General features: G+C 58.9%; 14 protein-coding genes. 7 read left to right on the plus strand and 7 right to left on the minus strand.

What is annotated here, in order from left to right; translation table 11 throughout:
* Positions 1 to 127 precede the first annotated feature (127 nt).
* The 5 genes from ACZ48V_RS05235 to ACZ48V_RS05255 all read left to right on the plus strand — a co-directional run bounded on the left by ACZ48V_RS05235 (position 128) and on the right by ACZ48V_RS05255 (position 12224).
* Positions 128 to 2380, plus strand: a complete 2253-nt coding sequence (locus ACZ48V_RS05235) for a serine/threonine-protein kinase (RefSeq protein WP_464542268.1) — start codon at positions 128 to 130, stop codon at positions 2378 to 2380.
* Positions 2381 to 2821: 441 nt separating this feature from the next.
* On the plus strand, positions 2822 to 3913 hold the full coding sequence (locus ACZ48V_RS05240) for a CsgG/HfaB family protein (RefSeq protein WP_464542270.1): 1092 nt from the start codon (positions 2822 to 2824) through the stop codon (positions 3911 to 3913).
* Between the two features lie 15 nt (positions 3914 to 3928).
* A complete protein-coding gene (locus ACZ48V_RS05245) occupies positions 3929 to 5272 on the plus strand; it encodes a CsgG/HfaB family protein (protein ID WP_464542272.1) in 1344 nt (447 codons plus the stop codon).
* A 158-nt stretch (positions 5273 to 5430) separates the two neighbouring features.
* Positions 5431 to 11031, plus strand: coding sequence for a FlgD immunoglobulin-like domain containing protein (locus ACZ48V_RS05250; RefSeq protein WP_464542273.1), 5601 nt, complete (start codon positions 5431 to 5433; stop codon positions 11029 to 11031).
* A 101-nt stretch (positions 11032 to 11132) separates the two neighbouring features.
* On the plus strand, positions 11133 to 12224 hold the full coding sequence (locus tag ACZ48V_RS05255) for a hypothetical protein (protein WP_464542275.1): 1092 nt from the start codon (positions 11133 to 11135) through the stop codon (positions 12222 to 12224).
* Positions 12225 to 12631: 407 nt separating this feature from the next.
* Here ACZ48V_RS05255 and ACZ48V_RS05260 read toward each other — a convergent pair whose 3' ends face one another.
* Positions 12632 to 15487 carry a UPF0182 family membrane protein gene (locus ACZ48V_RS05260; protein ID WP_464542277.1) on the minus strand — a complete coding sequence of 952 codons (2856 nt, stop codon included), beginning with the start codon at positions 15485 to 15487 and terminating at the stop codon, positions 12632 to 12634.
* Positions 15488 to 15782: 295 nt separating this feature from the next.
* Entirely contained in the window at positions 15783 to 16160 is a 378-nt protein-coding gene (locus ACZ48V_RS05265) for a 2Fe-2S iron-sulfur cluster-binding protein (protein ID WP_464542279.1), read from the minus strand.
* Between the two features lie 188 nt (positions 16161 to 16348).
* On the opposite strand from ACZ48V_RS05265, the gene idi reads away from it, so the two are divergent.
* Positions 16349 to 16957, plus strand: a complete 609-nt coding sequence (gene idi, locus ACZ48V_RS05270) for an isopentenyl-diphosphate Delta-isomerase (protein WP_464542281.1) — start codon at positions 16349 to 16351, stop codon at positions 16955 to 16957.
* Between the two features lie 330 nt (positions 16958 to 17287).
* The gene (locus ACZ48V_RS05275) at positions 17288 to 17584 is read left to right on the plus strand and encodes an FmdB family zinc ribbon protein (RefSeq protein WP_464542283.1); all 297 of its coding nucleotides are present in this window, start codon (positions 17288 to 17290) and stop codon (positions 17582 to 17584) included.
* A 45-nt stretch (positions 17585 to 17629) separates the two neighbouring features.
* On the opposite strand, the gene ACZ48V_RS05280 is transcribed toward ACZ48V_RS05275, so the two are convergent.
* The 5 genes from ACZ48V_RS05280 to gatB form a co-directional block, all read right to left on the minus strand.
* Positions 17630 to 18679, minus strand: a complete 1050-nt coding sequence (locus ACZ48V_RS05280) for a beta-ketoacyl-ACP synthase III (protein ID WP_464542285.1) — start codon at positions 18677 to 18679, stop codon at positions 17630 to 17632.
* Between the two features lie 154 nt (positions 18680 to 18833).
* On the minus strand, positions 18834 to 19604 hold the full coding sequence (gene tpiA / locus ACZ48V_RS05285) for a triose-phosphate isomerase (RefSeq protein WP_464542287.1): 771 nt from the start codon (positions 19602 to 19604) through the stop codon (positions 18834 to 18836).
* 83 nt (positions 19605 to 19687) lie between these two features.
* The gene (locus ACZ48V_RS05290) at positions 19688 to 20245 is read right to left on the minus strand and encodes a class I SAM-dependent methyltransferase (RefSeq protein ID WP_464542289.1); all 558 of its coding nucleotides are present in this window, start codon (positions 20243 to 20245) and stop codon (positions 19688 to 19690) included.
* Positions 20246 to 20319: 74 nt separating this feature from the next.
* Positions 20320 to 21726 carry a TlpA family protein disulfide reductase gene (locus tag ACZ48V_RS05295; RefSeq protein WP_464542291.1) on the minus strand — a complete coding sequence of 469 codons (1407 nt, stop codon included), beginning with the start codon at positions 21724 to 21726 and terminating at the stop codon, positions 20320 to 20322.
* Between the two features lie 98 nt (positions 21727 to 21824).
* A complete protein-coding gene (gene gatB, locus ACZ48V_RS05300; RefSeq protein ID WP_464542293.1) occupies positions 21825 to 23336 on the minus strand; it encodes an Asp-tRNA(Asn)/Glu-tRNA(Gln) amidotransferase subunit GatB in 1512 nt (503 codons plus the stop codon).
* Positions 23337 to 23356: the final 20 nt, after the last annotated feature.

Below are 23356 nucleotides of genomic sequence, written 5' to 3' on the forward strand. Positions count from 1 at the left end.
CCAAAACCCAAACAGGCTCTAAGCATTGTATTCCAAGCACTGCAGACCTTGACAGAAGAGGAGAAACAACAAACGAGAGATAATTAGGTGAGATGCGGCGCAGAAACGTAGAGGCTCAATAAAGCACATGGATGATTCGGCAATCGGCAAGGAGGTAGACGGCTACCACATCAAGCGTGTTATTGGACGCGGTGGCATGGGGGTTGTCTACGAGGCCGAAGACGTAGCTCTTTCACGGCCGGTAGCGATCAAGCGCGTGAACCCGTCGCAGGCAAACCGCGACATGTTTCTGCATCGCTTCCGTTCGGAAGCTCGCGCGCTGGCCCGCATCGACAGTCCGCACATCGTAAGCGTGTACGCGCTCCGAGAAACCGATCTGGGGCTGCTGATCGTCATGGAGTTCGTGGACGGTGGAACGCTTGAAGACCGCCTCGACGACGGCCCGATGCCGCTGGACGAGGCGCTTCCGCTCTTCAAGCAGATGCTGCGCGCCTTTGGCGATGCGCACTCAGCCGGGGTGATCCACCGCGACATCAAGCCGCAGAACATCATGCTCACGAAGAGCAGCATGGTAAAAGTCACGGATTTCGGGATCGCAAAAATGCGTACTCAGGATTCGGGGAAGACCGTTACGCAGGGCGGGCAAGGGGGCACACTTAAGTACATGTCGCCCGAGCAGATCTCGGATATTCAGGCCGTCGACGACACCAGCGATATCTACGCGCTTGGCATGGTGGCCTATCAGATGCTGGTAGGCCATCTTCCATTTGAGGAAGCCGAGACCGACTTCGATATCATGCGGAAAGTCGTAGAGGGTAAGCTGCCGCCGCCCACCGAGTACCGAGACGACATCCCGGAACCGCTCGTAGATCTGATTACCAGGGCTACAGCAAAGCAGCAGAAAGACCGCTACCAGAGCACGCAAGAGATGATGGCGGTCATTGAGGCGTTTGAGGAAGGAGAGAACGTTTCGGGGGGCAGCATGCCCGAACCACAGGATCCGACGCTGCAGGGGACGCCACCGGAGTTTGAGGTGGAGGATATGCCGGAAGAGCCAGCATCGGAGGAGACGGTGCTCGCAACTGCTGCAAGTGTAGATGATACCGGGGGTAAGGCGGGGGATACCGCCACGGCGTCCACACAGACGGTGCTTGCTACGCCCGATGAAAACAGTGACTCTGGTACGGGCTCTGGCACAGCCACCCAGGTACATGCCGGCGCCGCGGAAAAAGAGCCCAACCGTACCCATCGTAATGCGTCGAGCCGTCGCGGCCTGCTTGGAGGTGCTCTGGCATTGCTGCTGCTGTTGGTCCTGGCAGGCACGTGGTGGGTGGCTGGAAGCGGATCATCGGATGCTGCTGCGCTCACGGTAACAACCGATCCATCGGGTGCGGCGGTCTATGTGGATGGGGACTCGGTTGGCACGTCGCCGCTTCAGGCACACACGCTTACAGCGGGAGTGGGTGCTGTGCAGGTTCGGCTGGAGCGAGAGGGCTACATGCCGATCGACACGACTCTCACGCTAGAGAAAGGGCAGCGCTACGTGCTGGATAGTATCTCATTGACGCAGGGCGACGTGCGCTTGGCTGTTCAGACAGATCCAGCGCAAGCACAGGTGTTTGTGGATGGTGAAGCGATCGGGTCGACCCCCTTTGACAGCGAGGTACTGATTGCGGCGGGGGAGCGCCGCGTGCGCATCGAGAAGGCGGGCTACGAGCCGTTTGACACGACCCTCACGGCAGCGGCAAGCGGACCGGCCATCCGACTTGAACCCAGGCTGGTGGCGGATCCAACAGCTGTTGGAACAACAGAATCGGCTGCGGGCGGCGGCGCGGAAGAAACGCAGCGTCAGCAGCGCGAACCAGAAGCTTCTCCTGAGGAGCCCCCTGCTGATGCGCACGCGGCGCCTGCTACGCTGGTCGTGCAAGCCCAGCCCGAGGGGACCGTGCGCGTGGCAGGCGAGTCGGCATCGGACCGGGGCCGGTTTCAGCTGGAAGCAGGAGCACAGCGGGTAGAGTGCGTGCATCCGGAGCATGGGCGCATTGCTACGACGGTATCGCTCGAAGCAGGGCAGAGCAACGAGATGCAGTGTCACTTCTCGCATCCGGTAAGCATAAATGCCGACCCGTGGGGAAGCGTCTGGATCAATGGCGAAGACACGGGGCGAACAACCCTCGAGATGAGCCAGGTCGCCTTTGAACCGGGAAGCTACGAGGTGCAGGTGCGCGTAGACCGGCAAGACCGCATCTTGAGCCGCGGGCTGGTGCGTATCATGCGTGGAGAGAACGAAGAACGAGAGCGGTTTTCGGGGTACACGTACACCATCAACGTCGAGCCGTCGTTCACGGAAGTAGAGTACTTCATTACGTTCACGGATTAAGCAGCATCAACTTAACGGCACTTGTCTCTTCTCTGTGTCATGGCGTCTGGCGCTTTTTTTGCTCGTTATCATATCCCGAATAGTCGCATCCAGGTACTGCATGTAACGCAATAGGCAGGGCGCGACGACACACGCGCGCTCCGACGGAGTAAGTCCTATAGGCGAAAAAGCGCATATATTATTGCAAATGAATGTCCGCTTCCCGTTCTTGTTTGCGTAGTGTTTAGTAGGGAGCGGTTGTAAGCAGGGTGAAACCTGATAAGCATGGGCACCCAGGCCTACATGGCATGCCTGGCACATACAGCCGCATCAGGGCACACGAGATGGTCTTCTCTGGAACAGAGACAGAGGGGGCAGGAACGTCTACGTAAGCCGAACCAGGTTGGATAACGACGTTGGGTAATTTCTTTCGATAGATTCAGGAGCAGACAGGGTAAGGTTATGCAACATAAACGCTTCACGCAATACATTCAGCCCTCAAGTATGCGGGTGCACCGGCCGCTGTCGGTTGTGATGCTCCTTCTGCTGTTTACGGCATCCAGCCTATGGGCGCAAGACGTGTCGCTGGAAGAGGCGAAAGACGAATATCTTTTTGCGGACTACGACCGTGCGATTGCGTTGTTTTCCGAAATTGCACATTCGTCTGCATACGATTCGGAAACGCGCATCGAGGCATTTCGCTATCTGGGCCGCTCCTACATCGCGAAGGACAAGCAAGCTGAGGCGCGCGAGGCAATGGCTGAACTCATCCGGCTTGAGCCGCCTATCGTAGAGCTTGACGCCGATGATGAGCCGCCGCCCCTCATCCGGCTCTACTACGATGCACGCCGTGAGGTACAAGACGACTACAGCGTAGAGCAAGCCAGTCCAGGACTGCAGACGCTTGCGATTATGGACTTCTCGAACAACTCGGTCGACCAGCGTGAGCGGTTCGAGGGGCTCACGAGGGGGCTGCCGTCCATGATGATTAACTACATCAACAATGGAGTCGATCTGAAAGTGATCGAGCGCGAACGCATTCAGTGGCTGCTCAACGAGCTGGAGCTGCAGCGTCAGGAGGGCGTCGTCGACCAGTCGACGGCAGTACGTACCGGTGAGCTGCTCGGCGCAACCGCTGTGGTATTTGGAAGCTACATCATCCTGAACGATCAGATGCGCATCACCGCACGCGTGGTGGACGTGGAAACGGGCGAAGTGCTGCTCGGCGAAGAGGTGACCGGTGAAGCAGAGTCGTTCTTTACGCTGATCGAGGAGCTCAGCCAGAACGTGACGCGAGCTGTTAATGTCGAGATGGAAGAGACGCAGCTCGGCACAGAAGAAACAAACTCCCTCGATGCCATGATGGCCTACTCAGAAGGGCTCGAACGCATGGAGCGGGGTGACTACCGGGGGGCCTTCGAGAAGTTTATAGAGGCAACCGACCATGACAGTGGGTTTGCACGTGCGGAGCGCAAGGCCGAAAGCCTGCGCCCTATGCTCGCTCTGAGTGGCGATATCCGCAGCAGCGAAGCCTCGTCGAGCACTATGAACTAAGCCCCTGTGTGGCTCATGCTTTCTTTGGCTCATGCTGCCTTCCGCCGAACGCCTTCCCTCCAACCACTTTTCACCGTCGTAGCTGCGCTGAGCGGATTGCTGATGCTCACGGCGTGCACGTCGTCAGAGCTATCCTACAGCGAAGATCCCAGCGACTACCGCAACGAAGTGCGCATGCTGCAACAGCGGCTCGACGACGATCCGTCGGATGCTGAAGCACTACGTGATCTCGGAGCGATTTACATGCAGACGCGCCGACCCAACCGCGCGTACGACACCCTGAAACGCTCCTACGCACACGTCCCCAACGACCCGAAAACGCTGTTTTATCTGGGGATGGCAAGCGAGAGCGTAGGACGTGAAAACGCAGCCTTGGAGCTGTTTTCGCAGTACGATGCTGTGCCCGAGTCCTCACGCTACCGGTCTCTCATGGAAGGACGCTATGAGTGGATCGTGCGCCAACAGGCCCGCACCGAGATCCGGGGCCTGATGACCCGCGAGGCGACGATTGCCGACCGGGAGGTGTCGCCCCGTATCCTTGCTGTGCTTCCGTTTAACTACCGGGGCGTGTCTGACCAGTACGAACCGCTGGGGCGCGGCCTGGCCGAAATGATGATTACCGATCTCGCTAATGTGCATGAATTGCGCGTTGTGGAGCGGGTGCGCTTGCAAGCGATTCTGCGCGAGGTTGAGTTTGGGCAGTCCGACTACGTTGACCGCCGGTCAGCACCCCGCGTGGGGCGATTGCTCAGCGCTGGGCGCCTGGCAGGCGGGTCGTTTCGCGTAACGCAGGAGCGCGACATCCGCATGGATATGGTCGTGCTGGAGCTCAACGCTGACAGCACCCCCAGCGTGCCAGCTAAAACCGGCTCGCTGGCCGACCTCTTCTCGCTTCAGAAAGACCTCGTGCTCGCCCTGCTCGATGCCATCAACGTGTCGTTAACGGATGCGGAGCGCGCTGCCATCTCGCCAGTCCCTACCGAAAGCCTGGATGCGTTTCTGGCGTTTAGCCGCGGAGTGCTCGAAGAGGACCGCGACAACTTCTCAGCGGCGGCCCAGCACTACCGCGAGGCCACGACGATCGACCCGGGCTTTTCAACAGCCGCCGAGCGAGCAACACAGGCTGAGGCGCTCAGCAAAGCAGGCGGAACGGCCCAGAACGCGCTCTCTGCAGCAGCCGAACCCCTCCAGTCTGCCAGCGCCCTGATTCAGCAGCGTCTCAACAACATGGGGCGGGGCTACCTCGGGGCCGAAGACCTTGCTGAGGGCATTGAGCGAACGCCCGCAGAAGAAGCAGACGGCGCAGGCTCTACGTTGCTCCCACTACCGCCCGACCCGCCCGTTCGTCCGGAGCCCTGATTCCCCACACGCAGACGGCGCCCTACGCTTCTCTATCCCCATCCCTATACGCGTCCGATGACATGTATCGAGTAAGATGCATTGCACACTGTTTTGAACGCTGGCGTCCAACCCTCGCTCATAGACTTGTGCGAGGTGGAGTAGCCATGCTGGTTGCTATGCTGCTCATAGGCAGCGTTGGCCATGCACATGCCGATGACCAAGCCCCCATCGTGTATGTGGATGCAAGCGCGCCTGCCGACGTGCTGCCCGATGACCTGGGCACGTCGTGGGACACCGCCTATCAGAGTCTCGCCGCAGCGCTGGCCAATGCGAGTGAAGGGAGCCAGATCTGGGTTGCAGCCGGAACGTACTATCCATCCGAAGACGACCGCTCGATGCCGTTTCGCATCGATAAATCGCTTGCGGTGTACGGCGGATTCGAAGGAACTGAAACAAGCATTGACGAACGCCCCAGTCCGGTAGACCCGTCTACGACCGTGCTGAGTGGCGATATCAACCAGAATGGAAGCCGGAACGGCAATAGCTACACGGTACTGGCGTTTGAGAACGTGACAGGAGCCGCGCTTGGCGGGCTTACCGTTTCAGGTGGAAACGCGAACGGGGGCGACTTTGCCAACGGAGCAGGCATAGCGTGCCGCGGGGCCTGCACGGACGTCCAGCTCACAAACCTTGTTATTGAGAACAACTATGCTGATGGCAATGGGGCCGGATTGCATCTGGCTCCCAGTAACGCAGCACAGATCCTCGCGCTGCGCAATGTTGTGATTCGGGGGAACGAAGCCGGACAGCTCGGCGGTGGGATTTATATCGGTCCACAGGGGGAGGGTGCGGGCGCCGGGATCATCGCGGCAAACACGGTGCTGAGCGGAAACCGGGCCTCCGATGGGGGCGGGCTCGCCATCAACGAGTCTTCGTCGGCGACGGCAGGAAGTGATCTGTTTAACGTGACCATGCACGGCAACAGCGCTGACGGCCGTGGCGGCGGCCTCTATCACAGCATCCTGAACGGAGAGCTCAACGTAACCAACAGCATTATTGCTGGAAACCGTGCCGCAGGCAGTGGCAACGAAGTGCATCAGGTTGAAGATGTTGCGGCTTCGTTTGAGGCGTCTCTCGTGCTGGGGGCGTTTGATAGCGGATTCTGGGATGCAGACATCGGGATTGATGAAGGAGGCAATATCGACGGAGCACCGCTCTTTGCAGACGCTGTAGATGCGAACGAGGCGCCCACAACCGCAGGAAATGTGCGCCTCAACTGGGCCTCGCCAGCTGTTGATGCCGGACGCGCCGATCTTATCCCAACAGATCCCTTTGCGGAGACCGATCCCTTTTACGACACCGACCTGGACGGAAATCCCCGTGTCGTAGGACAGCAGATAAACATAGGCGCATTTGAGGGCGGAGCCGTTCCGACAGGCCCGATTATCTATGTGGACGCGAACGCGTCCGGTGATGCCGGGGGCGGCAGTTGGGGCGTGCCGTATCGTACGCTCCAGGCGCCGCTACAGGCCGTGCGAAATGCCCGTGCTGCAGCATCTGATGGATTCGAGATCGGAGCACTGGGGGAAGACGTCGATATCTGGGTATCGGAAGGCACATATCGTCCTGATCAGGGCCCTGGCCTTGCGCAAGGTGACATCACGCTCAGCTTCGAGATTCCGGATGCACTGGCGGTGCTTGGTGGCTTTGCCGGAAACGAAACCAGTGCCGACCAGCGCAATAGCGACCCGGCAACCAACAATACCAGGCTCAGTGGCGCGCTTGGCGAATCCAACAGTCAGACAGTCGTGCGAATCGGAGCGGCCACAACCAGCGAAACGACGCTTGACGGGTTCACCATTTCCGATGGGGATTTCGACGACAGTCCCCAGTTTGAAAGCACAGGCCCGGAAACCAGCTTTACAGAAGGCAGTCAGGCACGCGCCGCCGGCGTGTACGTAGCCGGCGATGCTATACTGAACAATCTGCATATCCGCGATAACGAGGTGTTTGTCGGTCTTTTGTTTGAAGGCACCCCGCCTCCGTCCGCTGGCGGACTGACGTGTGATGGCTGCAGCGCCCGGTTCTCTAACCTGACCGTTGCAGGAAATAGAACAAATACAGCAGGAGGAGGAATCCATGTTACAGCGATCGAAGGGCCGATTGCGCCCTCCTTTCAGCGTATCACAATTCAGCAGAATGAAGCCGACGCTGGCGGAGGAATGGTCGTGAGCGCAGAAGCAAGCGGATCCATCGACGGCATGCAGCTTGCCAATGTGTCGTTTATCGATAATCAAGCCTCCACAATTGCGGGCGGACTGCTTGCAGGCGGTATCGGAGAAGGCGTGCAACTCAACATGCGCAGTGCGAACGTGCTTTTCGCAGGGAATACGGCTACAGAAGGGACCGAGACAGATCCGTCTGCTGCGTTTTTTACAACGCAGGATGGGGCATCGCTCGACGTCACGCTGGCGCAGCATACGGCTGTTGGTACGCTGGCAGGCGATACCGGACAGGCACTTATAGGGGTCGACAGCGAAACCGGGCTGTCATCCGTTAACATAGCAAACAGCATTTTCTGGGGATCCGATGCGCCTATCCATATAGCAGAGGGCACCTCCGGCGACGTCGTAGCTGTTAACAACAGTCTCGTCGAAAACGGCTGGGGAGGCGAAGGAAGCGCCAATATCGACACGGATCCGCTTTTTGACGCAGACTACCGGCTGCTTGGTAACTCGTCTGCGATCGATGCAGGAAACGAGGGGCTGCTTCCCCCCGATGCAACCGACCTCAACAACAGCGGTGATACGGACGAACCGCTTCCCCTTGATCTGAATGATGAGGCGCGCGTGCTTGCTGGCGATGTAGACATGGGGGCGTTTGAGGGAGGCGCTACGCCACGCGCTCTCACTGAAGCGCCTGCTGATGTGGGCTTTCAAGAGGCAACTCTCAACGCGACCATCAACCCATACAACACGGAGACCGACATCTCCTATGCATTTCGGCTGGAGACGGTAGACGAGTCAGCGCCTCCACAGCTCATTGAGGCCGGGTCGTTTACGGGAAGCGACAACGCATCCATATCGGCGGCAGCTACTGCCCTTGAGATCGGGACCACGTATCAGGCACGCATAGAAGCGTCGGATGCAGAAGGCGTTGCCACGGCCGGCGATTGGGTTGCTTTCACGACTGACGATGCTAATCCCCCCGAGACAGAGGATCTTACTACCTCTACAGGGGCAAACGTCTCAGTTGACATTGACCTGTTCGACCTGGTGACTAACGTTGGCGAAGCTTTAGACCTTGAGGACTTTACGATCGAAGATGCCCCGGAGAATGGGGGCCTCGAATCCAGTGACGATGCCGGCGTGGTAGTCTATACCCCCGACCAAGATTTCGTTGGTACAGATGCCTTCACCTACACGGTCGTCGACGTACTGGGGCTTGCTTCTGCAGAAGCGACGGTCACGATAGACGTAACCGGTGATGCGCCCGTGGCTGCCGATGCCAGCTTCGACGTGCAGGTAAACGAGACGCTCACGGTGGAAGCGCCGGGAGCTCTCAACGGTGCTGATCTTGGCACTCCGGAAGCTCCTATTGTAGCGGTATTGGCGCCGGCGGATGCAACGGGTGGGGAGACCGTTGACCCTGGCGTTGCGACGCCTTTAGCAGGGGGACTGTTTACGCTGAATGAGGATGGCAGCTTTATCTTTGCAGAACCAACCGAGCCAGGCGTGGTCGCAGCAGCGTATCAGTTGCAGAATGCAGCAGGAGAGAGCGAAGGCACGATTACATTTGACGTTGAGCCTGACGAGGAGGCCACGCCTGAACCGGTATCCGCATCGTTACCCCCGACAGCAGTTGGGGTTCGGGGGGATGCCCAGCAGGTCGAGGTGCAGAACACAGGCAGTTCAGTGCTCACCGACCTGAGCGCAACGCTCGAATCCACTGAGCACTTCCGGGTGCTCAGCACCAGCGACGACAGCGAAGTGGCGCCGGGCGAGGGATTCCGCATCACGCTTGCGTTTGCCCCGCAGACGGTAGGGCGCCAGGGTACGCGCCTGAATGTCCGGTCGGGCGAGGAACTGATCTCTGTCTTCGACCTGAGTGCCAAAGCAATCGACGTAGACGTACAGCCCGGTGAGGCAACGGCAGGTACCGCATTCGGGGTAGATGTCCTCGTATCTGATAATTTTATACCTTCCGACGGACAGCGCCTTGAAGCGCGCGTTGCAGGGCAGTCGAATTACACATCGATCGCCCTTGCCGACCAGGAAGCGGGGCGCTGGACCGCTGAGGTGCCAGCAGGTCTCGTGACCACGGCGGGCGTTGATCTCTTCGTTGCGCTCTCTGATGAGGAGGGGGCTGTTACGGTGCCGCAGGCGCCTGAAGAAGAGGCTGCACGGAGACCGCTGCATGTACAAGTTGGCATCCCTGCTACACCGGCAGAAGGCACGTTCGCATCCGACCAGTACCGGATGATTGCGCTACCGGTTGACCTGCAGGAGCGCGCCACGACCGACGTGCTGGCTGAGGCTTACGGGCCGTACAGCCCTGAGCAGTGGCGCTTTTTCGAGTGGCAGTCTGCCGAAGAGCGATACGCCGAGTTCCCGGAAGTCCGTACGATCCAGCGCGGCAGAGCGGCCTGGCTCATTACCGATACGGGCGAGCCGTTTGAGGTGAACAACGGACAGTCGTTCGCGGCGGATGCTCCGCATGAGCAGGTGTTGGAGCCAGGGTGGAACCAGATAAGTACGCCCTTCGGGTTCGCAGTGGCCTGGGACGCGGTCACGCGCTCTGATGTGATACAGGCGCCCGTCGCCTACCGATCTCCAACGCCCGACGCGCCCCCTGAGTATATCTACAACCGGCAGCAGCTTGATCCGTGGATCGGCTACTTCGTGTACAACGAGGCTCCGGAGCCCGTCACAATTGTTGTGCCGCCGGTCGCGTCCGATGAGACCAGCGAAGCTGTGCGTGCCTCCGTTGATACCGAGGCGACGGAATACTCGCTGCAGCTTATCGCCGATCTTGAAGGTCGCGCGCTCCGGCATACGCAGACCTTTCTTGGCTTCCGGACAGGCGGACACGCAGATGGGCATACAGATGAATATACGGAACTCCCTCGTACCTTTGTGGCTGCACCGCCCGTGGGCGAGCATGTGCGTGTGAACGTTGTAGATGATGCAATGCGCTATGCAGGCTACTACGTCTCTACACCTTCAGAAGGATATGCGTGGGACATCGAGGTGGCGGCGCAGACCGGCGGGGCCTTTCGGGTTGATCACCGCGTGCGGGTGCGCCTCAACGAAACGGGCACGCTCCCCGACGGCTTCTCGCGATACGTCATCGATCTTGATGCAGAACGTCCGGTTGATCTGCAGAACCAGGCGTTCACAGCTGACTTGTCAGGAGGGGCTACCACCCGTCGCTATCGCATTGTGGTTGGCACTGAATCCTTTGCAGAGCAGCGAAGCGATGGCATCCCCCTACAGCAGGTAGAAGATGCACTGCATGCTAACTTCCCAAACCCGGTACGCGAAGGAACGACGATTGCCTACGATCTAAGTGCAGACACGCCTGTTGTAATTGATGTCTACAATGTGCTTGGCCAGCGCGTGCGCCGGCTCGCAGACCGGGAGCACAGCGCGGGCGCCCACACGGTGCGCTGGGACGGGCGCAACGAGGCTGGACAGCGCGTGGCCAGTGGGGCGTACTTTTACCAGATCCGAACGGATACGTTTACAGCCTCGAAGAAAATGGTGGTGGTGCGGTAACCCCCGACTTTTGCTCACTTCACAACACGCTTAGTCTGATGAACTGTGTACGTATGCCGTTTGGCCGGTGCTTTGTGTCGCGCATCACTGTGTGGTTTTGCATGGCACTGCTGGTTGCTGTTGCTTCGCCCGCAGCTCAGGCCCAGACCCCTGAACTGCGCCTCGAGGGGGAGGAGCGCCCTGTTGAGGTGCGCATTGCGCCGGTGTATCAGCGCGTCAACGATGGGGACGTTACGCTTGAGGCGTGGAGCACGGCGATTCAGGCGACCGTGCCCATTGGAACGCGTACATCTGCGCAAGCGCGAATGCAGTACGCACAGGCAAGCGGGAATGCCCTGACCACCGTAGCCGGCCCGACCGACCTGAAGCTCAACGTACAGCATCTCGTTCCTGCCCGGCAGGGGTACCTGGTACTGGCGCTGGACACAAACGTACCGGTTGGCGAGAACGAACTCTCCGACGAAGAACTGCAGACAACGGCGCAGACCAGCCAGCGTCCGTACCGGTTTCAGGTGCCTACATTTGGGCAAGGATGGACGGTGGCGCCTGGGCTATCATGGATTACGCCTGTTTCCGCCGACCTTGTTTTGGGGATGGGGCTGACCGGACGCTATCAAGGCGGATACCGTCCCCTGGCGGCCAGCAGCGTTGACTATGTGCCCGGTAACGAAATAGAGGGCCAGGTAGGTCTTGACTACCGTCTGAGCCCGGCCTCGACAGTAGCTCTCGACGTGACAACGACGTACTTCGGTACCGATACCGAAGGCGATCTGGATCGGTTTGAAGCGCGCTATAATATGTCGGTACGGGCGCAGTATTACTGGCAGCAAGACGCCCAAACGCTGCGCATGCAAGCGCGTTACGAGAACTGGCCGGAGAGCCGGTTTCGTCCGGTGCTTCTCATGCAGGACGGCGTGGAGGCCGGCGACCCAATCACGCAGCAGGTGCTCCCGTCGGTATGGAGCGGTATCGTGGGATACGCACGCACGCTTACAAACACGGTGCATATCGGGCTGCGCTCCGACGTGCAGCACTACACAGCGACGACTCGTTTCGATACAGCAACTACGGTCCGCATCCAACTCGCCCCTCAACTGCAGTTTTCGACGATACGGGTAGGTGCAAACAGCGCGTACACGTTCGGGAGTTTTACTGGCTTTGAGGTCGGGTTGAGCACCGCCTTGCGGCTCTAAGAGCCTGTTTGGGTTTTGGTTTGCAGGCGAGAGCGAGCGCCGCTGAGGCGAAAATTGGACCCCGATGGCGGTTCGTAGCCGGGGCTACGGGCCGACATCGGGGGCAATTGCACCAGGGGCATGACCTTCGGCCCCAGTCCAGCGCCGCCGGTCGGAGCCCAAATTAAGAAATCAAAACAGGTTCTAAGCACTTTTAAGCACATCGGCCGCAACCGGTCGCAGCGCGTACGCTACGACGCTGCTCAGGAGCCACGCGGGTTTGGGTATGCAAGTGAGGGCGTGTGCAACAGGTCTTGAAGCTGAAAGCTGCATACGTGCGCTCTCCACAGAAAAAGCCCGCCCCGTCGTTTTGTCGCGACGGGGCGGGCTTTCATATGTTACCGTGCTGGCAGCCAGAGGCTATCCGGTTACGGCTGTTGGGGCGTTGCACCATCAGTGGGTGGGGCATCCGGCACCGGACTTGGCGGTGTTGCTTCATCCGGAGCGCCAGTAGGCACTGTCGGGACCTCGTCGGCTTCATCCTGGAGAAGCTCCTCCAGTTCATCGAAGCGACGGCCGAACTGAGCGAAGTCGCCATCTTGCAGCGCCTGGCGGGCCTGCCGGATGAGCGTGCGGGCCTGCCCGATATTTTGCGGCGTAACACCGGGCGCATCCTCAATACTGATAGGCTGATCGGGGGTGTCTTGCACCTGTGCAACGATCGACTCTTCAGCCTCAATCACCTCTTCGCCGAAGATGCGATTCAGCCCCTGGTTCAGCGTGCGCTCCATGACGACGAACTCGTCGTACGACACGATTACGCGCTGTAGCTGCGGGATGCGAATGTTATCGGCGATGAGGAAGATCGGCTCCACGTACAGGAACGAATCCTCAATGGGGACCACGATCAGGTTTCCACGCAGCACACGAGAGCCTCGCTGATCCCATAGCGCAATCTGCTGCGAGATTTCAGGGTCCTGGTCGATGCGCGACTCAATCTGGTTGGGACCGTAGATAAGCCGGTCTTTAGGCAGCTTATAGGTCACGATCTGGCCATAATCTTGTGGATCCGATCGAGCCGCAATCCAGGCGATCATGTTGTCGCGGTCATCGGGCGTGAGGGGAGTCATGAGCATAAACTGGAGCTCTTGCTCGCCTGGCAGGCGGGTCATGATGTAGTAAGGCTCCATGCGGACCTGGCGCCCGTCGTAGTTCTCGATGGGGCGTGTCCAGAGGTCTTCGTTGTTGTAGAAGACCTGCGGGCGCTGCATATGATAGCGGCGAAGCCGTTCAATCTGCAACTCAAACATATCCTGCGGATAGCGAATGTGGCGTTGCAGCCCGGCCCCTATCTGGTCGAACTCTTGAAACAGATCCGGGAAAGCAGACGCGTAGGTCTGCACGATGGGATCGTCCGGCTCCATCACATAGAGCCCAACATCACCGTCGTACGCATCTACGACAATCTTGACGGAGTTGCGGATGTACTGCAGCCCGTTGTACTTGCCATGCCCTTCAATTGACTCGCTGTAAGGAAAGGACCGGCTGGTGGTGTAAGCGTCCTGAATCCAATACTGCCGCTTGCTGCTAACTACGAAGTACGGATCGCGGTCGAACATGAGGAAGGGTGCTACGCGCTGAACGCGCTCCGATACGTTGTTCCAGATCTGAATGCGGCTTTCCTCATTCAGGTATTGCGACAGAATAATGTTATAATCGCCCATGTAATAGGCGAGCAGCAGCTGCTTCCAGAAAGAATCGAGCAGGATGCCGCCATCCCCCGTATAATTCGTGTACACGTTCTCATCCCCGGCAGGATAGTGAAGCTCCTGCGCGTCTGTAGGGGCAATTCGGTAGTTGTTGGTGCGGCTGCCGTAATAGATCGCCGGATTGTCAACCACGAGTGAGGAGTCGATCACTTGAGGCGGCAGGTCACGCATCAGAAACTCGGGCGAGCCTTCGATGCCTTCTCGCGCTACGAGGTTCATAACCGTTCCATATCCGTGCGTGTACTGCAGGTGACGGTTGAACCAGGTGTCCGATCCGGACGGAAGGCGCTGAGTGAGCTCGCGGGGCGAGAGCATAACCTGGCGATACTCGCCGTCGATAACGTAGCGGTCGACGTCGACTTCATAGAACTGGTAGTACAGACGGATCTGCTGCAGCTGTACGTATGTGTCGACCAGAAGGCGAGGGTCCCAGAGTCGTACGTTGCGCACTACATCTTCGTTGGCACGCAGGGCCTCCGGGTCGAGCTCGGTGCGGGCCGGGTATTCGCGCTCAACCGAGTCGTTGATGCCAAAGGCCTCACGCGTGAACTCGATGTTGTTTGCGATGTACGGCTCCTCAACCTGGAGTTCGTTTGGAATAACGCGAACCTGGTCTACCACACGAGGAGCCACAACCATGCTGGCAATAAGCACAAGCACGTAGAGGCCGGCCCCGTAGGAGACAAGCCGGAACCGGAATCGCTTCAGGTTAAGCGCGACCAGCACAGCGAGAAACAGCGTGGCAAAGATCATAACCCAGAGGGCAGGAAGCACCACGTTGATATCGGTGTAGTTGGCTCCGAACACAGCGCCGCTGCGCTCCATGAGGAGCTCATAACGGTCGAGGTAGAAGCCCCAGGCCCATCCAATGAGCAGGAGAATGGCATTGACGCCAATGTGCTGTATCGCAGAGGGGCGTAGCTCAAGCTGGCCGTTACGCACGCCAATGGCACCGACGAGCACATATCCGGTCACGAGAATGAGCAGTCCCAGAAAGACGAGCCCTACAAATCCACTCTGAAGCGACTGAATAAACGGGAGTTCGAGCATGTAGAACGCAAGGTCATGCGAGAAGACCGGGTCGGGGCGCCCGTATGGCTGTGCATGCCAGTAGCGCATGAGCTCGTCCCACCGGCCTGAAAAGCCGATGGCAAAGAGGAGCGTGAAGATTGCAGCGAGGCCCAGCCCAAGGCGTTTCAGCCGCCCCTCGGTAAGAGGACGGCCGCCCAGTTGCGGGCCTTCCTCGCCCTGGCTGAGCTGGGAGGCCCAGTAGGGAGGTAGGCGCTTCATGAATAGCAAGATGTTACCGCCGAAGTAGGAACCGGCAATGAGCAACACCAGCCCAAACATAGTGGCCTGAAAGCCAAGTTTGGTCCAGAAAACGCTCCCATATCCTAATTCGCTGAGCCAGAAGTACTCAACAAAGATACCGGGAGCGATAAGAAGCAGGGTGAGAAACGCTCCGAGCGTTAGAAGCAGTCCCTGAACCCAGCGGTTAGATCGTATTAAAGACATAGCGTGGAAAAGTCAACAGACAGCAAGGGGGAAGACACGAGGTGCATCTTCTCAAAAAAGAAGCACGTTACGCCATGTATAGCAATGCGTAGTTGACCGTTACGGTTCGCTGCCTACCCCCTTGCAGACCAATCAACTCCATACACATTGACGTAATACGCACACGAAAGGGTGCCCAGTCAATTATACCGATGTGCCCCCTTCACCGAAGTCGCGCACAGACACGTTTCCGGAGCAGTCTATAGCATGCATTCGGTATGCTGTTAAGCATCACTATGGAGCCTGAATTACGAGATTATGCATCGCTTTCGAGTGAGTCGATAGAGACTGGATTGTCTTCCGGTTCAATGGAATCCGCGGGTTCGGGCCCGGTATCGTCCCACGACTGGTCTTCAAGACGCATCAGGGGAGTTACGTGCATCGGACCGTCAACGCGGATCTGGCATGACAGTCGCATATCGCCGAACTGCTTGATCTGGTGCAGTTTCTCATGCTCGGCAGGTGTCATCGTATCGGGTTCGCCTGCTGAGAATGTAACGCGGCAGGTGGTACACTGGGCATGGCCGCCACAGCGGTGCCCGATGTCGACCCCGGCCTCACGGATCGCATTTACCAGTCGCGTGCCCCTCTCAACTTCGAAGCTTCCTTCTCCTTCGATCGTAAGTGTTGGCATAAGAGTACAGTGTTTGTTGGATAAAGAGTAGCTGTAACCTATGGAAGCAGGTGTTGCTTTCGTAAGCCGAAAGACCGAGAGTTAAAATAAATGCACAATTGTCACAATGGTACGCCGGCACAGTGCATCCAGATCGCATGCAGTGCGTGTGTGTAGTACCATCAGCAGACTATAACAAATGTGTTAATATGCGAAACCAAGTCGTCCTGGTTGATGCTCACGATGTCCCCGTTGGGCTTGCCGATAAGTTAGAAGCACACCAGCAGGGGTGGTTGCACCGCGCGTTTTCGGCATTTGTGTTTGATCCGAAAGGCCGCCTGCTGTTGCAGCAGCGCAACGTGAAGAAGTATCACTCGGGAGGGCTGTGGTCGAACACATGCTGCAGCCACCCGCTTCCGAACGAACCTGTTGAAGCAGCTGTTCAGCGGCGGATGCAAGAAGAGATGGGCTTCCAGTGCGAGCTGCACCCGGCCTTTCGGTTTACGTACCGGGCGGTGCTTTCCGACACAATGATTGAACACGAGTACGATCATGTGTTCATTGGAAAAGCAACGCCGGATGTGCGCCCGAACCCAGATGAAGTACAGGATTGGACATGGATGGAGCCTACAGTGCTCATCAACGATATCAATGAACACCCAGATCGATACACGGCCTGGTTCCGCATCTGCATTGAGCGCGTGCTGCGTGCTGCGCATACGCTCTTCCCTGAGACGGTATCTAAGCAAGACGATCTCTCAGAGAGCTTGACGACGGATGAGTTTACTGCTTCGGTAGCAGCGCGTCCGGCACAGTAAAACATGCCGCGCAAATCGGGCAATTGCGTCTCGGAGCAAATCAAGAAGCGCTGAGTCGCTGCCTGTAGCGCGAAGAGGTGCATCGGTAGATCCGAAAAAGACGGTCGCCCAAACGGCATCTGCGCTGCACGCTTGCAGAAGGGCATGCCTCATTTCTTCGCGCTAAAGCGCGGAACAAGCACGCTAATTCCCGTGTGCGTCCGTTCTGAATTCCCCAAAGCAGCGTCTGCAATGCAGGTGCAACGCAGGCGCTCGGCGTTACCTAAACGACGCGTTGAAGCAAGGCCCTTCCATAACGACCTATTTTCACTTTTTTGCTGTAACCCGGTTATGCCTACCTACGTGTACCGTCGCGAAGACGGAACGAAGTTTGAGATCAAGCAGTCGATTACCGATGACCCACTTACCACCTGCCCGGAAACCGGACAGCCTGTAGAGCGCATCATCAGCGGATCCGCCGGCCTTATTTTTAAAGGCAGTGGATTTTACGAGACCGATTACAAACGGAGAGGCAAGTCCCGGACGTCGAACGGTACGACTTCGACGAGTACGCCGGGAAGCACCACGAGCTCGGAAAGCAGTGGGGCTGACAACAAGAGCAAATCCAGTGCGTCAGACGACGCATAGTCAGACAGGGCTGCGTGAGCACAGCCGTGCGGGCTTGCATTCCGATCAGGATCGTGCAGATGCATCTGTGCGAGCCGGCGATGAACGGGCCTGAACCGATAACGCCGGTAAGGGGGCAGGCAGATCAATGATTGTGGCCCCCCAGGTGAGTCCGGCCCCAAAAGCGACAAGCGCGACGGTGTCACCCGGCTGCGCATAGCCGGAATCAAATGCTTCAGAGAGAGCCAGCGGGATGCTGGCCGCCGAGGTGTTGCCGTAGCGGTCGAGGTTCATGAAGACCTGGTCGTCGCTGAGCCCAAGTGAGTTGGCAGCATACTGAATGATGCGGGCATTAGCCTGATGGGGGATCAGCAGGTCAATGTCTGCCACGGTATGCGAAGATGTGCTCAGGGCTTCTTTCACGGCGCCATCCATAATGCGCGTAGCAAATTTAAACACCTCACGCCCATTCATCTCTAAGGTCGGCTCGTCGTTGTCGACGCGCTCGTGCGTGATGGGGTGCGCAACTCCACCTGAAGGTACGATGATATGCTGAGCGCCCTTGCCATCTGACCCCAGAACGTGACTGTCTATGCCGCCTGTATCAGATGCCTGCATGACCACCGCGCCCGAGCCGTCGCCGAAGAGCACCGCGGTGCTCCGTGTATTCCAGCTTAGCCAGCGGCTAATCAGCTCGGTGCCAATAACGAGGACCGTCTCGCAGGTCCCTGCCTGGATAAACTGCTCGGCAGTCACCACGCCATACAAGAAGCCGGTGCATCCCACCGTGAGCTGCATGGCACCAACAGTCGGCATGCCGAGCCCCTGCTGCACCTGACTGGAGACCGGCGGCGTAAGATAGTCGGGCGAAGAAGAGGCAACGAGAAGAAGGTCCACATCGCTGGGAGCTACGCCGGCACAGTCAAGCGCACGGCGGCCGCTCTCAATCGACATGGTAGCGGTCGTCTCATGGTCAGCTGCAAAGCGCCGTTCGCGGATGCCGCTGCGCGAGCGAATCCATTCGTCGCTTGTATCCATGTACTCTGACAGTTCGTCGTTGGTGACCACGCGTTCGGGGACGTAGTGGCCCCAGCCGACAATACTTCCGGTGGGCATGCGAGTGGAGGGGTAAGGAGAAAGAGGACAAAAGCGCGGCGTACGCTGAAAGCGGTTCCAGGGTAAGCATGCGCTGGCACCATGCTGCAGAAAGATGCACCATGGTGCCAGAAGTCTGTGCGGAGAAGCCTGCAAACCAAAACCAAACAGGCTCTTAGGCAGTGACTTCAGCGGCTCCGACTTCAGCAATAGCGAGAAAATCATCGGCCGAGAGGCTGGCTCCGCCAATCAGTCCGCCGTCAACATCGGGCTGCGAGAGCAGGGATTCGGCGTTATGAGGCTTCATGCTGCCGCCGTACAGGATAGGGATGCCGGCAGCGTCAGTCTCGGTTGAAAGCGCCACCAGCTCGTCGCGTACGAATGCGTGCATCTCTTGCGCTTGCGAAGGCGTGGCAGAGTCGCCGGTACCGATAGCCCATACCGGTTCGTATGCAACAACGACCTGCTCGGGCACCACAGCGGCATCAGAAAGAGCAGCGTGGAGTTGGCGACGGACGACAGCCTGGGCCTCTCCAGCATCGCGTTCCGCTTTCGTCTCACCGATGCAGATCACGGGCGTGAGGTCGTGCGCCTGTGCCTGCTTTACCTGGGCATTAACGTCCGCATCCGATAGTCCAAAGAGCTGGCGGCGTTCGGAGTGGCCCACGATAACGTAGGTGCATCCGACAGACGCAAGCATGGGGGCCGACACCTCGCCCGTGAACGCCCCATCGTTCTCATGATGCATGTGCTGTCCGCCCAGGGCTACGGGCGTTTCGGCAAGCTCTCCGCCTACAGCCTGCAGGTTTATGCTTGGCGGGCAGACCAGCATATCGATGCCAGAGAGAACGCGTTGTCGTTCAAGGGCGCCACTGGCAATGGCCCCGGCCAGCGACTGCGCTTCGGGCAGCGTGGTGTTCATCTTCCAGTTTCCAGCAATAAGCATGCGTGTAAGGCGCTATGGTAAATAGAGAGACGAGATGGAGCGAGTCAAGGAGAATGTGGCCCAAAGGGGGGCCCTGTGGGGGATTACTGCTTGCGGGCTTCGTAGGCGAACATAGGAGGAATGTTGATCAGGACGTACTCCTTCTCAACATGCTTGAAGTACCGACGCAGCGGCTTCTCCATATGGTTGTAGTTCTGGTAGACCAGAAACTTGCCGTCATCGTAGAGCCCGTCAAACGTATCCTGTAGCAGGTCGTCCTTGATATCGTCGTCAAGGAACGAGAAGGGAATGCCTGAAAGAAAGTAGTCTGCCGCTTCCAGGCCCAGCGAATCCATGATTGTTTGTACGTTCTCCGCGCGGTCGTGCACCACGGTGACCTGCTCGTATTGTTCTTCGAGTGACCGCAGGTCTGCTACAAACCCATCGTTGTTTTCGATGAGCACGAGCGATGAGTCGGGATGCATGTTTCGTGCAATGTGTCGGCTAAATACCCCGTCGCCCGGACCATACTCCACGATTGTGCAGGGCGCGTCGAAGTTGATCCAGCGGCATACGCGCTTAACCAAGTACGATGAGGAGGGGGTGATCGCCGCTACGTCGCGGTCTTTGATGAAGTTCTTTATGTAAGACAGGGTACCCATTCAAACAAAGGAAGCTGGTGAGCAATAGCGAAAGTAAGCCGTATGCAGGGCACGAACGCGTACTGAGAGATCCACTAACGCGCGCTCGTGCTCGCATCTAAGGTCCGGATGTCCTCCTGAAGCGCGACAATTGCCGTGCCCAGGTACTTATTCACAATGCGGCCCTCTGCATCAATCAACACACGTGTGGGGAGGGATGCAATGTTGTAGGTTTCAAGTAGGGGGCTTTCGTTACCCTCAGGAGCAATCACGTGATGGCCAGGGAGCGAACGGCCATCGCGAAACGCTTCGTTGAGCACAGAGTCGGGCTCTAACGAGATCGAGATGATCTGCAGATCCTGGGACTGAGTGCCTTCATAGATGGCATTGCGCGTAGGGATTTGCTCGCGGTAGAGTGCGTTCTGTGGGCGGTAAAACTCAAGCAGTACCGGGCGCTCTCCAATCGCGTCTAACGAGAGCGTCTCGCCGTCGGTGGTTGTCACGCTGAAGTCAGGCGCGGTACTGCCAGGGAGCAGGTTCTCGGCTTCGTATTCGGCGCGAGAGGCCCACTCGGCCCACTCAGTGTTCGGGTACTCACTGCGCAGCGTGCGCGCAGCCTGCAGCGCCTCGTCGCGGTCTAAGCTGTCGAGATGGGTGCGCACGACCTCGGCCATCAGGCTCGCTCGCACATTGGTGTCGGCCCCGCTCTCCCGGGCTTGGGCGATAGCCTCCTCAAGAAGGTTGAGCGCAGCAACTTTACCGTTGCGCTCCGCCTCAGCCTGCCGCGCAATACGCAGCGCTTCGGCATAACGCGGATTGGTTGGAGAGAGGGCCACCGCACGCGCCACGGTCAGCGAGTCGTTCCAGCCCTGAATCATCGCGATCGACTCGACCGCTGCCAGGTCGGCAACGTATGAGCCGGGAAACCCCTCGCGCAGTCCCCAGAGAATGCTGCTCGTCTGGCGCACGCTCTGCCCGATGCGGGCTTCATCATACGCATCCTGCAGGCCGTCGACCATCGTCTGGCGATGCAGAGCCATGGTGTTTCGGTACGCCATCAGCGCATCGTTTTCAGGCGAGCGGATGCGGGCCAGTCCGCGCACCGGAAGCTGCATGCGAAGCGTGGCGCTATCGCCTTCGGCAACGACGAGCTCTCCCTCGTGCAGCACGTTCCCGCGTCGCTGTACAACGTAGGGGTATACCGCCCGCTCCGGAGCGCTTATCGTCATCGAGAAGGCCCCCGACGTGTCGGTCTGGGCAATTCCCAGCGTATCAATGCTGCGCCCTACTGGCTGGATGACCAGCACGGTGAACCCACTGTAGTTTTCGGTTGGGTCGACATCAGGGTGAACGGTGATCTGCCCCTCGAATACGCTTTCGATGCGGGGCTGCTCCTGGGCCTGTCCGGACCCACACGCCGCAACCAGAACCATTGTGGCCAGCAGGCTACAGAGAAGCCCGGACGACCAGCGGGAGAGCCCGGGAAGTGATGAAATGCGCACGATGCTATGAGATAAATGATACAATAATGTGAATGCCGCGGGCACGCAGAGCGCCCCGAGGCAGGTGCCTCAGGGCAGCGGGTAAGCAGGTACGTATGCTACGCCGATTCGGCGCGCGCATCCAGCTTCTCAGAGAGCACGTCGCGCACCAGCTGCGGGTTCGGGGAGCCGTCCATGCGCTGCATGACCTGTCCGATAAAGAAGCCCAGGAGCCCGTCTTTGCCATCGAGGTAGCTGGACACGTTGTCGGGGTTGTCGTCGAGCACCGACGCGGCGACGGGCTCAATGCTTCCACGATCCGAAATCTGAATCAGGTTGTTCTCGTCGGCGATCTTCCCAGCCGAGTCGTCGGTGTTCTCCAGCATCAGCTCGAAGACCTCCTGGGCGCCACTGGAGCTGACTTTGTCTTCCAGGCGAAGATACACAAGCTGGGCGAGGCGCCGGGGCGTAACGGGGAGCGTGTCTGGCGTGTCGTCGGTCTCGTTGAGCGTGCGAAGCACATCGCTCATAACGAAGTTGGCTACCTCTTTCGCCTGTGCTTTCGTATCACCGCCTTTGGTGCGCTTGAAGAGCGAAGAGAGCGCCTCCTCGAAGTAGTCGGCCAGGGCCCGCTCCTCGGTGAGCACCTCCGCGTCGTAGGCCGACAGGCCCAGGTTGCTCATGAAGCGCGTGCGTCGCGCATCAGGCATCTCAGGAAGCGCCTCGCGCAGCGTCTCAATCCGCTCGCGCGGTACAACGATTGGCGGGAGGTCCGGGTCGGGCATGTAGCGGTAGTCGTGGGCCGCCTCTTTGGTGCGCATGGTGCGGGTGCGCTGCGCATCCGCATCCCACAGCAGCGTCTGCTGCTGCACGGCCTCGCCACGCTCACGCGCTACAATCTGACGGTTGATCTCGTACTCAAGCGCGCGCTCCACATTGCGAATCGAGTTCAGGTTCTTGAGCTCGGTGCGCGTGCCGAATCCGGTTTGCCCCTTCGGACGCACCGATACGTTGGCGTCGCACCGCAGCGACCCTTCCTCCATGTTTCCATCGCTGATGCCAAGCCAGCGCACGAGCTGCCGCACCTTGTGCAGGTAACGATACGCCTCACGGGGCGAACGCAGGTCTGGCTCCGAAACCATCTCGATGAGGGGGACGCCGCAGCGGTTGTAGTCGAGCAGCGTGTGCGTGGCGCTCTGGTCATGAATCGACTTGCCCGCATCCTCCTCAAGGTGGATGCGCGTAATACCAATGCGCTTGCGGGGCATCTCGCCCGACGCGTCGTCTTCAGGGCCCGCATCAATCTCAAGGTAGCCGCCAAAGCAGAGCGGGGTGTCGAACTGCGAGGTCTGGTATCCTTTGGGCAGGTCGGGATAGAAGTAGTGCTTGCGCGCAAAGAATGACTGCTCAGCGATCTCGCAGTGCGTGGCCAACCCCATGCGCAGCGTGTGCGCTACAGCCGCTTCGTTCAAGACCGGCAGTGTGCCAGGATGCCCCAGACTCACCGGGTCGACGTGCGTGTTCGGGGGCGCTCCGTAGGCGGCGGCTTCAGGACTGAATAGCTTCGCCTCTGTTTGCAGTTGGCAGTGCACCTCCAGCCCTATGACGGGCTCGTACGTCTCGTGCAGCATAAAAGCGGGCGTGGGACAAT

The sequence above is a fragment of the Longimonas haloalkaliphila genome (assembly GCF_055379825.1).

What these genes read in the sequence shown, in the direction of transcription:
- ACZ48V_RS05260 (WP_464542277.1), bottom strand. Translation starts at nt 15,487, where the DNA reads ATGTCTTTAATACGATCTAACCGCTGGGTTCAGGGACTGCTTCTAACG.
- ACZ48V_RS05290 (WP_464542289.1), bottom strand. Translation starts at nt 20,245, where the DNA reads ATGGGTACCCTGTCTTACATAAAGAACTTCATCAAAGACCGCGACGTA.
- tpiA (WP_464542287.1), bottom strand. Translation starts at nt 19,604, where the DNA reads ATGCTTATTGCTGGAAACTGGAAGATGAACACCACGCTGCCCGAAGCG.
- ACZ48V_RS05255 (WP_464542275.1), top strand. Translation starts at nt 11,133, where the DNA reads ATGGCACTGCTGGTTGCTGTTGCTTCGCCCGCAGCTCAGGCCCAGACC.
- gatB (WP_464542293.1), bottom strand. Translation starts at nt 23,336, where the DNA reads ATGCTGCACGAGACGTACGAGCCCGTCATAGGGCTGGAGGTGCACTGC.
- ACZ48V_RS05240 (WP_464542270.1), top strand. Translation starts at nt 2,822, where the DNA reads ATGCAACATAAACGCTTCACGCAATACATTCAGCCCTCAAGTATGCGG.
- ACZ48V_RS05245 (WP_464542272.1), top strand. Translation starts at nt 3,929, where the DNA reads ATGCTTTCTTTGGCTCATGCTGCCTTCCGCCGAACGCCTTCCCTCCAA.
- ACZ48V_RS05280 (WP_464542285.1), bottom strand. Translation starts at nt 18,679, where the DNA reads ATGCCCACCGGAAGTATTGTCGGCTGGGGCCACTACGTCCCCGAACGC.
- idi (WP_464542281.1), top strand. Translation starts at nt 16,349, where the DNA reads ATGCGAAACCAAGTCGTCCTGGTTGATGCTCACGATGTCCCCGTTGGG.
- ACZ48V_RS05235 (WP_464542268.1), top strand. Translation starts at nt 128, where the DNA reads ATGGATGATTCGGCAATCGGCAAGGAGGTAGACGGCTACCACATCAAG.
- ACZ48V_RS05275 (WP_464542283.1), top strand. Translation starts at nt 17,288, where the DNA reads ATGCCTACCTACGTGTACCGTCGCGAAGACGGAACGAAGTTTGAGATC.
- ACZ48V_RS05250 (WP_464542273.1), top strand. Translation starts at nt 5,431, where the DNA reads ATGCTGCTCATAGGCAGCGTTGGCCATGCACATGCCGATGACCAAGCC.
- ACZ48V_RS05265 (WP_464542279.1), bottom strand. Translation starts at nt 16,160, where the DNA reads ATGCCAACACTTACGATCGAAGGAGAAGGAAGCTTCGAAGTTGAGAGG.